Origin of the sequence: Herbaspirillum seropedicae, assembly GCF_001040945.1 — a bacterium.
Classification (GTDB): domain Bacteria; phylum Pseudomonadota; class Gammaproteobacteria; order Burkholderiales; family Burkholderiaceae_D; genus Herbaspirillum; species Herbaspirillum seropedicae.
In genome coordinates this window covers 2,651,159-2,666,691 of the sequence record NZ_CP011930.1, presented here as the reverse complement: position 1 = coordinate 2,666,691, position 15,533 = coordinate 2,651,159, and the positions used below count along the sequence as shown (strand labels likewise).

2 protein-coding genes are annotated in these 15,533 nt (G+C 70.4%); both read right to left on the bottom strand.

Features of this window, described 5'->3' with window-relative positions:
* Positions 1 to 6: 6 nt before the first annotated feature.
* On the bottom strand, positions 7 to 3,153 hold the full coding sequence (locus ACP92_RS11700) for a non-ribosomal peptide synthetase (RefSeq protein WP_048348543.1): 3,147 nt from the start codon (positions 3,151 to 3,153) through the stop codon (positions 7 to 9).
* Between the two features lie 99 nt (positions 3,154 to 3,252).
* Positions 3,253 to 15,528: a non-ribosomal peptide synthetase gene (locus tag ACP92_RS11695; RefSeq protein WP_053075621.1), complete on the bottom strand. Its 12,276-nt coding sequence runs from the start codon at positions 15,526 to 15,528 to the stop codon at positions 3,253 to 3,255.
* Positions 15,529 to 15,533: the final 5 nt, after the last annotated feature.

Sequence of the window (15,533 nt, the reverse complement as noted above, 5' to 3'; positions counted from 1 at the left end):
AGGGAATCAGGCAGTCAGGGCGTTCATGGAATCGGCCTGCGCGGGGGCGGCGCTCTCCAGGCGCGACTGCGCCAGGCGCTCCAGCGCGTCCGGGTCAGGGGCAGCGGCTTGCAGCGCCGCTGCCAGCGCGATGGCGTTGGGATGGTCGAAGACCAGCGCCGGAGCGGCTTCCAGCGCCAGGCTCTGGCGGATGCGGGCGATCAGCTTGATCACCAGCAGCGAATGCGCGCCCAGTTCGAAGAAGTCTTCGTTGGCGGCAATGGCCGGGCGTTCCAGCAATTGCGCCATCTGTTGGGCCAACAGCGCCGCCAGCGCACCCTGCGCTTGCGCCACGACGTCCGGCGTGCCGCTATCCTGACGGCCAAGCTGCTCAAGCAAGGCCTTGCGATCGACCTTGCCATTGCCCAGCCGTGGCAGCTCAGGCAAGACCAGCCAGCGCGAAGGCTGCATCTGCGCCGGCAGGACTTCGGCCAGCGCCGCGCGCCAGGCCGGCAAGGCTTGGCCATGGTCGGCGGCCAGGCATGCGGCCAGTGCGCCGTCGGGGGCGGCCAGCACCAGCGCCTGACGCACGCCGGGCTGGGTGCGCAGCGCTGCCTCGATCTCGCCCGGTTCGATGCGGAAGCCGCGCACCTTCACCTGATGGTCGGCGCGCCCGGCCAGCCTGACCCCACCCTGCGGCAGCAATACCGCCAGATCGCCGCTGCGATAGAGACGACGGCCCGGCAGCCAGGGGTCGTCGATGAAGGCCTCGCGGTCCTGTTGTGCATCGAGGTAGCCGCGCGCCAATTGCGCTCCACCCAGCCAGAGCTGGCCGATGGCGCCGGCCGGCGTCGGCCGCAGCTGTGCGTCCAGGACGCGCACGTAGGCATGCGGCAAGGCCTCGGTCAGCGGCAGGCTCGCGCCGGGGTCAGCCTCAGCCTCAGCCTCAGCCTCGGTTGCGGCGCGGTGCACCAGCACCCCCACCGTACACTCGGTCGGGCCATAGTGATTGAATACCCGGCATTGCGGCGCCAGCGCGCGGATGCGCGCCAGCTGCGCGGGTGCCGTGGCTTCGCCGCCCAGCACCAGGGTCGCGGGCAGGTATGGGGCTGGTGTCTCCAGCAAGGCGTCCAGGTGCGAAGGGACGATCTTGAGCGCGTCGATCCCGTGCTGGCGCAGGAATTTCGCGAAGCGTTCTCCGTCGCGCATGTCCTCGGCGCTGGCCACGTGCAGGCAGGCGCCGTTGGCCAGCGCGCCGAACAGCGCGGTGTTGCCCAGGTCGGCCGCCACCGTGCCGGTCAGCGCCCAGTGGCGGCAGGCGTCCAGGCGCAGCGCCTGGGTCACGCCTTGCACATAGGCGGCCAGCTGGGCGTGGCCGATCAGCACCCCCTTGGGCGCGCCGGTGGAGCCGGAGGTGAACAGCACGTAGGCCGTCGCGTCCATGCGGCTGCCCGGCAAAGGCGCGCTCGCCTGGACGGGGCTGTTCGCCAGTTCATCCCAGGCCACCGCCGTGCAATCGGCGGGCAGGCCCTCGGCGGACTGGCCGGCTTCCATCACCAGCAGATGCACCTTGGCCGCCTGCAGGATCTGCTGGCGGCGTGCGACCGGGCTGTCGGTGTCCAGCGGCAGGTAGGCCGCGCCGCAGCGCCAGGTCGCCAGCAAGGCCAGCACCAGCTCGGCGCAGCGCGGCAATTGCAGCGCCACGATGTCGCCCGGCGCCACGCCCAGGCTGCGCAAGGCATGCGCCAGATGCTCCACGCGCCGTTCCAGTCCGGCGTAGTCCAGCACCGCGCCGCCAGCGGCCAGCGCCGGCGACTGCGGCTGGGCCGCCGCCCGGTGGGCGATCATCTGGGCGACGGTCAAGGTCGGCAGGCAGGATTCGGTCTGGCCCAGCGTGGCGGCGGCCAGCGCTTCGCCATGCAGCGGTAGCGTCAACAGCGGCTGCTCCGGCACCGCCAGCGCCCGCGCCAGCAACTGGCGGTATTGGCCAGCCAGTACGGCGATCTCCTGCCGCCCGTAATGTTGCGTATCGAAATGCCAGGCCAGCCGCCATCCTTCGGGGCGTCGCAGCGCCAGCAGCGTCAGTTCGGCCCCAGGCGGCGGCCCCGGCAATTCCAGTGTCGCCCATCCTGCCGGCTGCGCGGCTTCGTCGCGCCAGCCGAAGAGCAGCGGCAAGGCCGCGCCTTCCGGCAGATATTCCTGTTGTTCGCGGTGCTGCTGCAGCGCCTGCGCCAGTTGCGCCTGCCATTGGCGCAGGCCTGCCTGCGGTCCCAGGTTCAGGCGCAGCGGCAACACTCGCTCGAACCGTCCGACCGCGCCCTCCAGCATGTCCTGCAAGTGCTCATCGGTGCGGCAATCGTGCAGCCAGCCGCTGGCCAGCGTGCGCGGGCCGTCCTCGCCGAATGCCTGCGACAGGCGCGCCAGCAGCGCCAGCCAGACCGCATGCAAGCGCTCGGCTGCAGCGGCAGGCGAGCTGGGCAAGGCCTGCGCCAGCGGCGCATCCAGCGCGCATTCGAACAGTTCGATGCGCGGTGCTGCCGTCGCCAGGCCGTTGCGGCGGCTGGCCGGCCAGGGCGCCGCCTCCCCCGCCGGCTGCGCCTGCGCTTGCCAGTAGGCCAGGCCCGCTGCGGCGGCGTCGCGGTTGTCGGCGCCACTGACCAGATCGTCGAGCCAGTCGCTGAAGGCGCCGAACTGCAGCACTTCCTCGGCCACGATATGCTCAGGCTGCATCAGCTCACCGGCCAGCGTGGCCAGGCTGCGGTAATCGGCCACCAGCGGCGAGCAGGCCAGCCAGAGTTCCCGGCCCTGCCCGTGGCCAGCGTGCTCAAGCAGCGCAGCGCGCCACAGCGCGGTCTGCGGCTGGCCGAACGCTTGCGCGCGCCAGGCGGCGATGGCGTTCTCGTCCTCATGGGCGATGCCTTCCAGCCGGATCGTCGGCGGCCCGTCGACCAGTCGCAATTCGCGGTAGCCCGGCACCTGGCGCAGCTGGCAGCGCAGGATCTGGTGGCGGCGCGCCAGTCGCTCCAGCAGGAGCGTCAGGCGGGCTGCATCGAGAGCGGCCGGCAGCCGCAGGCGCAGATGCAGCGCCGGGGCCGCCTGCTGCAGCAAGCTGCGCTGGGCGGCGGTGAGGGGGAAGCCGACGTCGTCGGAGGGGATTTGTTCTTGTGGATGCATGGGGTTCTCCGGTAGCAGGCGCGGCGCTGGCTCGCCGCGCCCTTCAGTCAGGGTGATGCTGGATACATGTGAGGCGACTCACTACTCGATACTCGATACTCAATAGGCCGGCGTCAGCAGGTCCTTGCGTTCGAACATCGCACCCATGGCCACCACGATCTTGCGCGGCCCTTCATAGGGATCGCGGGCGTGGGCGGCAATCATGTTGTCCAGCATCACCACGTCGCCCTGCTGCCAGGTGAAGCGCACGGCGCACTGCTCATAGAGCTGGCCGACCAGCGCCATGGTCTGCTCGTCGATCTCGCTGCCATCGCCGTAGGTGACGTGGCGCGGCATGCGCTCCATGCCGACCATGGCCAGCAGGTCGCGGCGCACCGAGGGGTCCAGGCAAGCGATGTGGTGCAGTTGCACCTGGTTGAAGAACACCTTCTCGCCCGTCTGCGGGTGCGTGATCACGGCCGGACAGAGCGTACGCGTCTGCAGCTCGTCGCCAGCCAGCCAGCGGTATTGCGTGCCGGCCGCCTGCAGCCGCGCTTCCACGGCGCGCCGGTCGTCGGTCTTGAAGAAGTCGCGCCAGCTCACGTCCAGGCGCTCGGTGAAGGTGCGGATGTAGAGCAGCTGCTTCTGCTCGAAACGCTGCGCCAGCTCGGCCGGCAGGCGGCGGTACACTTCGCGGCAATCGACGATGGGCGTGGCTCCGCCCACCGGTGAGGGCAACTCGCAGAAGAACCATTGCTTGCGCGGCCAGCGCTCCATGTGGGCGCTCTCGTTGTGGAACAGGATCATTTCCTTTTCCGGATAGGGCGTGGAGCGGTAGGTGTTCTTGCCGCCTTCGTTCTTGGGCAGGTCGCCATAGCCGCCGTAGAGCTCGGGTTCGATGGCTTCGGCGAAGCTCTCGAAGTCGGCCGGCGTGCGCAGTCCGAAGTTGCGGAACAGCACCCCGCCGTGCTTGCACAGCATGTCGGCGATATAGCCGCGCTCGCGCCTGGCCCACTCGGCCATGTCCAGGCCGGCCGCAGCCGGCTCGATCACCAGCGGGAATTCCCGTCCGGCCTGCAGGAAGGAGGTTTTCACCTGCGCACGCGGCGTCTCGGCGGCGATCGCCGGACTGCCCTTGAGCTTGCGCAGCTTGTCGAGCTTGGAGGCTGCTGCATTGCCGGCAGGCGCAGCAGGTGCAGAGGAAGATGTGAGCGTCATGTCGGTTATCTCATCAAGTAAGACCTGGGACGGGACCTCGGCCTTGGTATCGGAGGGGGATGAAGGGAGCGCAGCGTCCAGCGGCGTCCAGGGCGATGCCAGCACCTGTTCCAGCAGGCGCTGCCAGTCGCGCCCCAGCGCGGCCACGGTGGCGGCGTCGAACAGCGCATCGGCATAGACCCAGTCGGCGCGCCAGCCTGGACCATCCGCGGCATCGCCGGCCCCGGCGTGGTCCTCGACGAACAGGGCCAGGTCGAACTTGGACCAGTTCTCCAGCGGCTCCAGCAGTTCGGCGCGCACGCCCGGCAGCGCCAATGCGGCGCGTGGCGTGTTCTGCAACACGAACAGCACTTGCACCAGCGGATTCCAGCGTCGCTCGCGCGGCACGCCAGCGGCCTCGACGATGCGGTCAAAGCCCGGTTCCTGGTGGTCGAAGGCGTTGACTGCGACGTCGGCGCAATGGCGCAGCCAGGCCACGAAGCTGGCCCGGGGCGCGAGCGTCTGAGGGCGCAGGCGCAGCGGCAGCACATTGACGAAGAAGCCGACCAGGCGCTCCAGGTCTGGATGGCTGCGACCGGCCACATCGGTGCCGACCACGAAATCGCCCGCGCCACTGCGCTGGTGTAGCAGCCAGGCGAACGAGGCCAGCAGCACCGCATAGGCGGTCACCCCCTCGCGCCGCGCCAGCGCCTGCACGCCGCTGCGCAAGTGCGCTGGCAGGTGCATGCGCAGACGCTGTCCGGCATACGTAGCGCGGGCCGGACGTGGCCGCGTGGACGGCAGGTAAGGCGTCGCTGGCACGCCGGCCAGGGCGTCGCGCCACCATGCGATGCTGTCTTCCAGCATCCGGCTGCCGGCGCCGGCGACCTGCCAGGCGGCGTAGTCGGCGTATTGCAGCGGCAACGGCGGCGGCGCATAGGAGCGGCCCTCCTGCAAGGCGGAGTAGGCTGCGGCGATCTCCTCCATCATCAGCGCCACCGACCAGCCGTCGGCAACGATATGGTGGATCGCCAGCAGCAGCACCTGCTGTTGCGACGCCAGCCTCACCAGCGCGGCGCGCAGCAGCGGCGGCTGGCGCAGCGCGAAGCGGGCGGCGGCATGGCTGCGGCGCAAGCGGTCCAGTTGCAGATCGCGCTGCGGCGGTGGCAGCGCGGCGAGATCGTGCTGTTCCAGGCTGAAATCGAACGGGTGCAGCGTAGCGACGGGGTTGCCATCGGCGTCTTCGCCAAAGCCGGTGCGCAGGATGTCGTGACGCGCCACCAGCAGGCGCAGCGCCTGTTCCAGCAGCACCGCGTCCACCACCCCCTCCAGCATCAGCGCCGCGCTCATGTTGTAGGCGGCCGCATCGGCCTCGCCTGACAGGCGGTCCACCAGCCACAGCCGATGCTGGGCCGGCGACAGCAGCGCCTGGGCGCCCCGCTGGCCAGGTTGCAGCAGCGGCGCAGGTGCAGCCGCCAACTGCTGGGCGGCAATGGCGGCCTGGCCTTCGATGCAGGCCGCCATCTCATGCAGGCGCGGATACGCGAAGACCAGGCGCAAGGGCAAGGCCACGCCTACCCCTGCCTCTCCTTGGTAACGCAGCCGCGCCACCAGGCTGGCGGCCAGGAGTGAATGCCCACCCAGCTCGAAGAAGTGGTCGAAGCGCCCGACCCGCTCCAGCCCCAGCAGCGCCTGCCAGATCTGCGCCAGGCGCTGCTCGACCTGGCCTTGCGGTGCAGCGTAGGCAAAGTCTTCGCTGTGCAGGCGCGGCGCGGGCAGCGCCTTGCGGTCGATCTTGCCGTTGGCGTTCAGCGGCAGCGTCGGCAGCAGGGTCAGCACCGCCGGCACCATGTAGTCCGGCAGACGGGCTGCCAGCGCCTGTTTGAGCGTAGCGGCGTCCTGGCGCTGCCAGCGGCGCGAGGCCACATAGCCGGCCAGCACGGGGCCGGCGCCGTGCTCGTGGGCCACCACGACGGCTTCCTCCACTTCGTCCAGCGCCAGCAGTTGCGCCTCGATCTCGCCTAGCTCGATCCGCAGGCCGCGGATCTTGACCTGATGGTCGAGACGGCCCAGGTAGTCGATCTGGCCATCCTCGCGCCAGCGCACCAGGTCGCCGGTGCGGTACAGCCGTTCACCCTGGCCGAAGGGACTGGCCACGAAGCGCTCGGCGGTCAGGCCGGGCCGGCCCAGGTAGCCACGGGCCAGGCCGATACCGCCCAGATACAGTTCGCCGGCCACGCCGCAGGGCAAGACATTGAGATCGGCGTCCAGCACCACGGCGCGCAGGCCGCTGATGGGCTGGCCGATTGGCACCGGCCCACGGTCGCCGTGCTGGCAGGTCCAGTGGGTGACGTCGATGGCCGCCTCGGTGGGACCGTACAGGTTGTGCAAGGCTGCCTGCGGCAGCAGTGCGAAGAACTGGTCGCGCGCCTCCGCCGGCAGCGCCTCGCCGCTGCAGATCACCTGGCGCAGGCTGGTGCAGGCAGCGGCCTGGCCCGAGGCCAGGAAGGCTTGCAGCATCGATGGCACGAAATGCAGCGTGCTCACGCCATGCTCGCGGATGAGCGCGGCCAGTTCAGCCGGATCGCGATGCGCACCCGGCGGCGCCATGACCAGCCGCGCGCCGGTCATCAGCGGCCACAGGAATTCCCATACCGAGACGTCGAAGCCGAACGGGGTCTTTTGCAATACCGCGTCGCCCTCCTGCAAGGCATAGGCCTGCTGCATCCAGCGCAGCCGGTTGTACAGCGCGCGATGGCTGTTGCCCGCGCCCTTGGGACGGCCGGTCGAGCCGGAGGTGTAGATCACGTAGGCCAGGTGCTCGCCGTGCAGCGGCGGCTGCGGGTTGTGCTGCGGATTGTACTGAGGCTCGTCGCCGCGCTGGCTGCCTGGCAACTGGTCTTCCAGTTCCAGCAGCAGAGTGTCCGGCAGCGCCAGTCGGCGATGCAGTCCGCGATGCGACAGCAGGCAGACTGGACGGGCGTCCTCCAGCATCCAGGCCAATCGTTCGGCCGGATAGTCGGGGTCCAGCGGCAGATAGGCCCCGCCCGCCTTGAGCACTGCCAGCAAGGCCGTCACCATCGCCGCCGAGCGCTCGGCCAGCAGCGCCACCACGGTGTCGGGACCGACGCCCGCGGCTTGCAGCCGGCGCGCCAGTGCATTGGCGGCGGCGTTGAGCTGGCCGTAGGTCCAGTGCGCCCCATCGGCCTGCAGCGCGATGGCGTCGGGCCGGCGCGACGCCTGTTGTTCGAAGAGGCGATGCACTGGCTCTTGGCCATCGAAGCGCTGGCCATTGAGGCTCCAGCCCAGCGCCTGTTGCCGTTGCGTGGCCGAGCCCAGGGCGCAATCGCCCAGGCGCGCGCCGCCAGTGGTCAGCGTCACCAGCGCCTGCGCCAGCCAGTCGGCCAGTTGCGCCACCTGGTACGCGCCGAAGCGGCTGCGGTCATAGCCAAGCCGCAGCGACAGGCCGTCCTGCACCGTCGCCACCACGGTCAGCGGATAGCTGGTCTGCTCGTGCAGGCGCAGTCCGGACAGATGCAGGCCATAGTCGGCGGCGCGGCCGATGGCTTCATCCATCGGATAGTTTTCCAGCACCAGGATGCTGTCGAACAGCGCCTGGCCGGCACGGCCGCTCCAGCGCTGGATCTCGTACAGGGGCGCATGGGCGAATTCGCGCATGGCCAGGTTCTGGTGCAGCAAGGCGCGCAGCCAGTCGCTGCAGTCCTGCGCCGCGTGCAGGCGCACCGCCAGCGGCAGGGTATTGATGAACAGCCCCAGCGTGGACTCGATGCCCTCCAGTTCGGCTGGCCGGTCGACCACGGTGACGCCGAAGGCCACCGCGGACTGGCCGCAGCAGCGCTGCAGCACCAGCGCCCAGGCTCCCTGCAACAGGGTGCCGGGGGTGATGCGCATGGCCTTGGCGGCCTGGCAGAGCGCCTGCCATTGCGCCGGGCTGATCGCGGCCAGATGCTCGGCGTGGCCGCTGGCGTCTTCCCGCGGTCGCGGCAAGGCCCCGGCCAGCAGGGTCGGTTCTTCCAGGTGCTGCAACTGGGCCCGCCAGAAATCGCGGGCGGCGGCGCCGTCGCGGGCCTGCAGCCAGTCGATGTAGTGGCGGTAGGCGAGCGTGGGTGCGGCGATCTCCTCACCGGCATAGGCGCGCACGATCTCGGCAAACAGCTGGGCGCTGCTCCAGCCATCCAGCAGCAGGTGGTGACGGGTCCAGATCAGGTGATGACGGCCCTCCCCCATCTTGGCCAGCACCAGCCGCATCAGGCCCGGCTGCGCCAGGTCGAAGCCGCGCGCCAGCTCCGCTGCTGCTATCTGCTCCAGTTGCTCCAGTTGCTCCAACTGCTCCAGCTGCGCCTGTTGCGCCTGTTGCTGCGGCGGCTGGCCGCTCAGGTCCAGCACGCGCCAGTGCAGCACCGGCTGCGCCACCCATTGCTCGGGCGCGTCGCCCTGCTGGCGGAAGCCCGTGCGCAGGATGGGATGGCGGCGCACCGCCTCACGCCAGACGGCTTCAAGACGCGCCTCGTCCACGCCCGCCAGGTCCAGGCGTAGCTGGTTGATGTAGGCGCCATCGCCGGCGTTCATGCTGCTGTGGAAGAACATGCCGGCCTGCATCGGCGAGAGCGCATAGGCGGCATCGCTACCTGCACGCGCCTCCAGCGCCTCTATCCAGCGCATCAGCTCCGTGCGCAGCCGTTCCTGCAGGGCGCGCATCTCCGCTGCCGCATGCAGGTCCTTGCAATACGTCCATTGCCATTGCAGACGCCCCTGCTGCACCCGGGCGATGGCCTCGAAGAGGCAGCGACGGCGGCTGTCGGCGGCGCGCTGGGCGCCGGCGTACTCGTCGGCCAGAGTCCAGCCGGCCGGTTCGATGCGATGGTCGAAATGGCCGAGGTAGTTGAACGTGATCTGTGGCTGCGCACCCTGGGCCAGTTCCTGTCCCTGCCCGCTCAGGTAGCGCAGCAGGCCGTAGCCCAGGCCATTGGCCGGGACCGCGCGCAGTTGCGCGCGCACCGCCTCCAGCGCCGACGGGATGGACGTCGACGTCGCGCCCGGCGCCAGCCGCACCGGATACAGCGCAGTGAACCAGCCGGTAGCGCGGCTCACATCCAGCCCGCCGGGGATGTCTTCGCGGCCATGGCCTTCCAGTTCGAACAGCAGGCTGTCGCGTCCGCTCCAGTCGCACAGCACCCGCGCCAGCACTGCCAGCAGCAAGTCCTGCGGCGCCACGCGCACGGCCGGATCGGCATGCGCTCCCAGCGCCAGCAGCCGGGCCGTGACGTCGGCGTCGAGCACGAAGCCTGCATCGGCGGCGCGTCCGGCCAGGTTGGCGGTGGCGTCGGCCAGCGGCGGCTCGGGCGTGTCCACCACGCTGCGCCAATAGGCCAGTTGGTCCGTCACCGCAGGACGTTGCGCATGGGCGCGCAGCGCCTGCGACCAAGTGTACAGATCCGTCGCCGGAGGCAGTTCGGCCGGGGTTCCGCCCTGTTGCAGGGTGTGGTAGAGCCCGGCCAGGTCGTCCAGCAGCACGCGCCAGGACACGCCATCGACCACCAGGTGATGGCCCGCCAGCAGCAGCCGGCCCTGTTTGCCCTGCGCATCCAGGCGGATCCAGGCGGCCGCCATCAGCGGCCCCTGGGCCAGGTCCAGGCTGCGTTGCACCAGTTCACCCGCCGCAGCGATGGCGCCGGGTTCGTCGCCATCGATGATCTCCAGCGGCAGCAATGCCGGTCCGCGCCGCTGACGCCATTGCCCGCCTTCCTGCACGAAGCGCAGACGCAGGCTTTCATGGCGTTGCGCCAGCAGCGCCAGCGCGCGGCGCAGCACGTCCGCATCCAGGCCCGGCGCGTTGAGCAGCACCGACTGGTTCCAGTGCTGCGGGGTGGCGAAGCCTTGTTCGAAGAACCAGTGCTGCACCGGCGTGAGCGGGATATCGGCAGGGGCGGCGACCACCGCCGGTGCGGGCGTGGCGGCCAGCAGGCCCTGCACCGCGCCGGCGGCGACGATGGCGGCCACGGTCTGCTTTTCCATCATGGCCTTGGGCGCGATGCGCAGACCTTCCTTGCGGGCGCGCGCCACGATCTTCAGGGTCAGGATGGAGTCACCGCCGAGTTCGAAGAAATTGTCTTCGCGACCCACCTGCGGCAGCTTGAGCACCTCGGCCCAGATGGCGGCCAGCTTGTGCTCCAGCTCGCCTTGCGGTGCGCCGGCTTGATGCGCCTGCTGCACCTGCGGCACCTGCTGCTGGGGCGCAGCCATCGCACCAGCCATCAGGCCGGCCAGCGCCTGGCGGTCCAGCTTGCCATTGGCCGTCAGCGGCAAGGCCGGCACTGGCGTCAGGGTCGGCAGCAGGTAATCGGGCAGGTCCGCCGCCAGGGTGGCGCGCCATCCCGCCGGGTCGGCCACAGCGCCGGCTGCGCAGACGATGAATCCATGCAACTGCAGGCGCTGTGCGTCATCGGCTGCGGGCAGCGCCAGCACGGCCGCGTCCACCACCCCGGCCAGGCGCAGGAGCTGCTGGCGCACTTCGCCGGGTTCGACGCGATGGCCACGGATCTTGACCTGGTCGTCGATGCGGCCCAGGAACTCGATGCTGCCATCGCCCAGGTAGCGGGCGCGGTCACCGCTGCGATACAGACGCTGCCCGCTGGCGAAGGGATGGGCCACGAAGCGTTCAGCGGTGAGCGCAGCGCGCCCGTGATAGCCACGCGCCAGTCCAGCGCCGCCCAGATACAGTTCGCCCACGGCCCCCACCGGCGCCCGCCGCAACTGGCGGTCCAGCACCCAGGCCTGCACGCCTACCAGCGCACTGCCCACCGGCAGCACCGCAGCGCGGCGCGACGCGCTGGCGGCTTCCTGCACCAGCACGCCCACGGTGGTCTCGCTGGGGCCGTAGTGGTTCAGGACCCGGCAGGCGGGCTGCAGGGCGGCGATGCGCTCGAGCAGCGGCCAGCCGGTCGCCTCGCCGCCCAGCACCAGGGTATGGCGCGGCAATACCTGCTCTGGCCGGGCGGCGTGCAGCAAGGCTTGCAGATGGCTGGGGACGATCTTGAGCACATCGACCGCGTGCTCGTGCAGGTAGGCGGCAAAACCGTCCGGGTCAAAGGCCAGGTCGTGGGTGATCAGGTGCAGTTGCCGTCCGGAGCACAGTGCGCCGTACAGCGTGGTGTGGCCGAGGTCGGCCGCCACAGTGGAAATCATCGCCATGCTGCGTGCCGCCGCGGGCAGCGCCAGCTTCTCCAGCACCGCCGCCACGTAATTGGCCAAGCCGCCACGGGTGACCAGCACGCCCTTGGGACGCCCCGTGGAGCCCGAGGTGTAGATCAGGTAGGCCGCCTGTGCGGGATGGACCGGGAATGGCGTCCAGGGGCTGGCCGGTGCTGTGCCAGCGGCCTCCAGCGACAGCAACGGGACGCCCGCCTGCGCCAGCCAGGCCGGCGCGCTCTGCCCTTCATGCAGCACCCAGCGCGCCCCGCTGTCCTGCAATTGCCAGGCCAGCCTCTCGGCCGGCAACTGCGGGTCCAGCGGCACATAGGCCGCCCCCGTGTCGAGCACGGCCAGCATGCCGCAGACGAAGTCGATATCGCGTCCGGCGTAGAGCGCAACCCGGCTCTCGGGACCGGCGCCGGCTGCGTGCAGGCGCTGCGCCAGCGCATCGACCCGTTGCAGCAACTGGACGTTGCTGATGAACTGCGCGCCGCAACGCAGCGCCACCGCGTCGGGCTGGGCCAGCGCCTGCCGACGCCAGCAGGCGGCCACGTCTTCGGCGGGCTGAAGCACCTGATCTGCCGCCGAGACCGGCGGGAACGCTTGCAGATCGGCCAGCGCCAGCGCCGGTGCGGCCACCACCTGTTGCGCCAGCGCCTGCAGCAGTCCAGCGAAGCCGGCCACCGTCTCGGCATCGAACAGCGCCGGGGCATAGGCCAGCAGGATATCGATGCCTTCGTCGGCGTCGGTGAAGTCCAGGCTGAGGTCGAAGTGGGATTCGGCATTGGCCTGCAGCTCTACCCGCATGTCCAGCCCACCCATGCGCCGCACTGTGGCAATGGCCTGCTGCTGGGTGCACTTGACCTGGAACAGCGGATTGGCCCCGGCCACGCGCTCGGGTTGCAGCGCGCTCATCAGGGCGTCCAGCGGCAGGTCCTGGTGCGCCTGGGCTTCTTGCACGGCTTGCTGGACCTGGCGCATCAGGGCGAGGAAATCGCTGCGTTCATCGATGCGGGTGCGCACCACCTGGACGTTGATCAGATAGGCCACCAGGGCCTGGGTCTGGCGACGCCGCCGGTCGGCCAGCGGCGCGCCCACGCACAGGTCGGACTGGCCGGACAGGCGCTGCAGCGCCAGCGTGAACAGCGCCAGCACCGCGCCATAGAGCGTCACGCCCTGGCTGGCGGCGAGCTTGCGCAAGGCAGTGGAGAGCGCAGCGCTCAAGCGCCAGCGGTGCTGTCCCTCGCCGCCATGCGCACCGGCCTGGCGGGGACGGTCGGTGGGCAGCGGCAGCAGCGCGGGGGCGCCCTCCAGCCGGGCGCGCCAGTAGTCCAGCTGGCGCTGGAACTCGGGCGAACCGGGCTGGCTGCGCTGGCGCTGCCACACGGCGTAGTCGCCCGGCTGCAATTCCAGCGCCGGCCAGGATGGCGCGGCGCCGGCGCAGCGCGCCTCATAGGCAGCCGTCAATTCATCGAGGATGATGCCCAGCGACCAGCCGTCGGCGGCGATGTGGTGGATGCAGAGCCCGAGGCGGAAATGATGCGGTTCCAGCTGCACCAGCATGGCGCGCAGCGGCGTCTCGCTGTCGAGCCGGAAGGCTTGTGCATGGAAGCGTTGCAAGGCGCTGGCGGCGGCCTGCGCGCGCTTGTCAGCAGGCTGGCGGCGCAGGTCGCTGCGCAAGAGCATAGGGCGTGCTTCGTCGATGTCCAGCACCTGCTGCACCGGTGTACCGTCGCGCAGCGGGAAGAGAGTGCGCAGCGCAGCGTGACGCGCGGCCAGGTCGCACAGGGCGTCTTCCAGCGCCTCGACCTGCAGCTCGCCGCGCAGGTCCAGCACGCCGGCCAGGTTGTAGGCGGCGCTGTCGGGCTGCAACTGCCAGGTCAGCCACAGGCCTTGCTGGGCCTGGGTCAATGGAAACTCGCTCTGCCCGTCCACGCAGGCTGGCAAGGGCGCGGCCTGCGCGCCGGCCTCGAGCAGCGCTGCGATCTGCGCCGCGCTGGCGGCCAGCGTCGGCGCGGCGAACAGCATGGCCGGCGTGAACTCCACCTGCCAGCGATCCACCACCGCCGCCACCACCTGCATGGCCGCCAGCGAGCTGCCGCCGCTGCGGAAGAAGTCGGCCTGCCGGCCAGCTATGGCGCGCTTGAGCGCGCTCTGCCAGATCGCCGCCAGCGCGGTTTCGATGTCGCCCTGCGGCGGCTCGGCGAGCAGCTCCCCGCCCTGCGCATCGCTGGGTCCGGCCTTGAGCTCGCCCTCCTCGACGATGGCCCAGGCATCCAGTTCGCCATTGCGCCAGCCGCTGCGGCAGGCGCTGCGCTGCAGCTTGCCGCTGGAGGTCTTTGGCAGACCGCCCGGGTTGAGCAGGATGACCACCTGCGGCGCTTCCAGGCTGGCTTGCGCCACGGCCTCGGCAATGGCGCTGGCGATTGCGCCGGGAGCGGCGAGCTTCTGCATGCCGCGGGAGATTTCGGCGGCCACGCCGATCCCCTCGCCGTCCCCTGTGTTCACGGCGAAAGCCGCCACCCTGCCCTTGCGCACGGCCTCGACCTGGTCTTCGACGGCGCGCTCGATGTCTTGCGGATAGACATTCTGGCCGCGCACGATGATCAGATCCTTGCGCCGGCCGGCAATGTAGAGTTGGCCATCCCGCAGGAAGCCCAGATCGCCAGTGCGCAGCCAGCGGCGGCCATCGCGCTCGACGAAGGCGGCGGCGCTCTCCTGCGGGCGCTGCCAGTAACCCTGGGTCACGCTGGGTCCGCAGACCTCGATCTCGCCGACCGCGCCGTCCTGCTGCACGCGTCCGTCTTCGATGATGCGCACCTCATGGTGCGGGGCGATGTCGCCGCAGGCCACCAGGCGGGTATCGTCGGGACCACCCTCGACGGCGCGGCCGGCGGCCAGTTCAGCGGTATGGAACGCGGTAGCGTGCGCGCCATGCGGGGGGCCGCCGCTGACGATGAGCGTGGCCTCGGCCAGGCCGTAGCAAGGATAGGCGGCGTCTGCAGAGAAACCGGCGACGGAGAAGCGTTCGATGAACGCCGGGAAGGTGTCGGCGCGCAGCGGTTCCGCGCCGCAGAAGGCCACCCGCCAGCTCGACAGGTCCACGCCTGGCAACTGGGCCGGCTTGATGCGCTCCACGCACAGGCGATAGGCAAAGTCGGGACCGCCACTGACCGTGCCGCGATGCCGCGCCACCAGCTCCAGCCAGCGCAGCGGGCGCTCCAGGAAGTAACGGGGGCTGCACAAGACCGTCTTCAGGCCGCGCACCAGGCCCTGCAAGAGGCCGCCGATCAAGCCCATGTCGTGGTACAGCGGCAGCCAGGTGACGAAGATGTCGTCCTCGCGCACCCGCATGCAGGCGCTGATGGCGGCTTCGTTGGCCATCAGGTTGCCATGGCTGACCATCACCCCCTTGGGCGCTGAGGTGGAGCCGGAAGTGTATTGCAGGAAGGCGATGTCCTGCGGCTGCGGCGTATGTTCGCGCCAGTGGACGGCGTCGGCGTCGGCCACCTGCTCTGCCGCCAGCAGCTCGGCGGCGCCGAACAGGGCCGCTTGCGCGCAGGTCTGGCGCAAGGGTTCCGGCAACACCACGCAGGCGGCCTGGGCGTCGGCGGCAATGCCGGCCAGGCGCTTGAGATGTTGCGGGCGCACCGATTCCGGCGGGAACACCGGCACCGCCACCATGCCCGCATAGAGGCAGCCGAGGAAGGCCTGCACATAGTGTTCATCGTTTTCCAGCACCAGCAGCACCCGGGCGCCCTGCGGGCAGCGCTGCTGGAACGCAGCGGCGTAGGCGCGGGCGCGCAGGTCGAGCTGGGCAAAGCTGAAGCGGCGTTCGCCGCTGGCGTCGGCCACCACCAGGGTACGGGCTTCTGCGCCAGTCTCTGTCGCCTCTGCGGCGATGGCGCGGAACTGGCTGACGAAGTTGTCGGCAAAGAAATGCCGGGCGGGGTCAAAGGGCAAGGTCGGCGAGGCTGCCTGGTTCATGACGG

What these genes read in the sequence shown, in the direction of transcription:
- ACP92_RS11695 (WP_053075621.1), bottom strand. Translation starts at nt 15,528, where the DNA reads ATGAACCAGGCAGCCTCGCCGACCTTGCCCTTTGACCCCGCCCGGCAT.
- ACP92_RS11700 (WP_048348543.1), bottom strand. Translation starts at nt 3,153, where the DNA reads ATGCATCCACAAGAACAAATCCCCTCCGACGACGTCGGCTTCCCCCTC.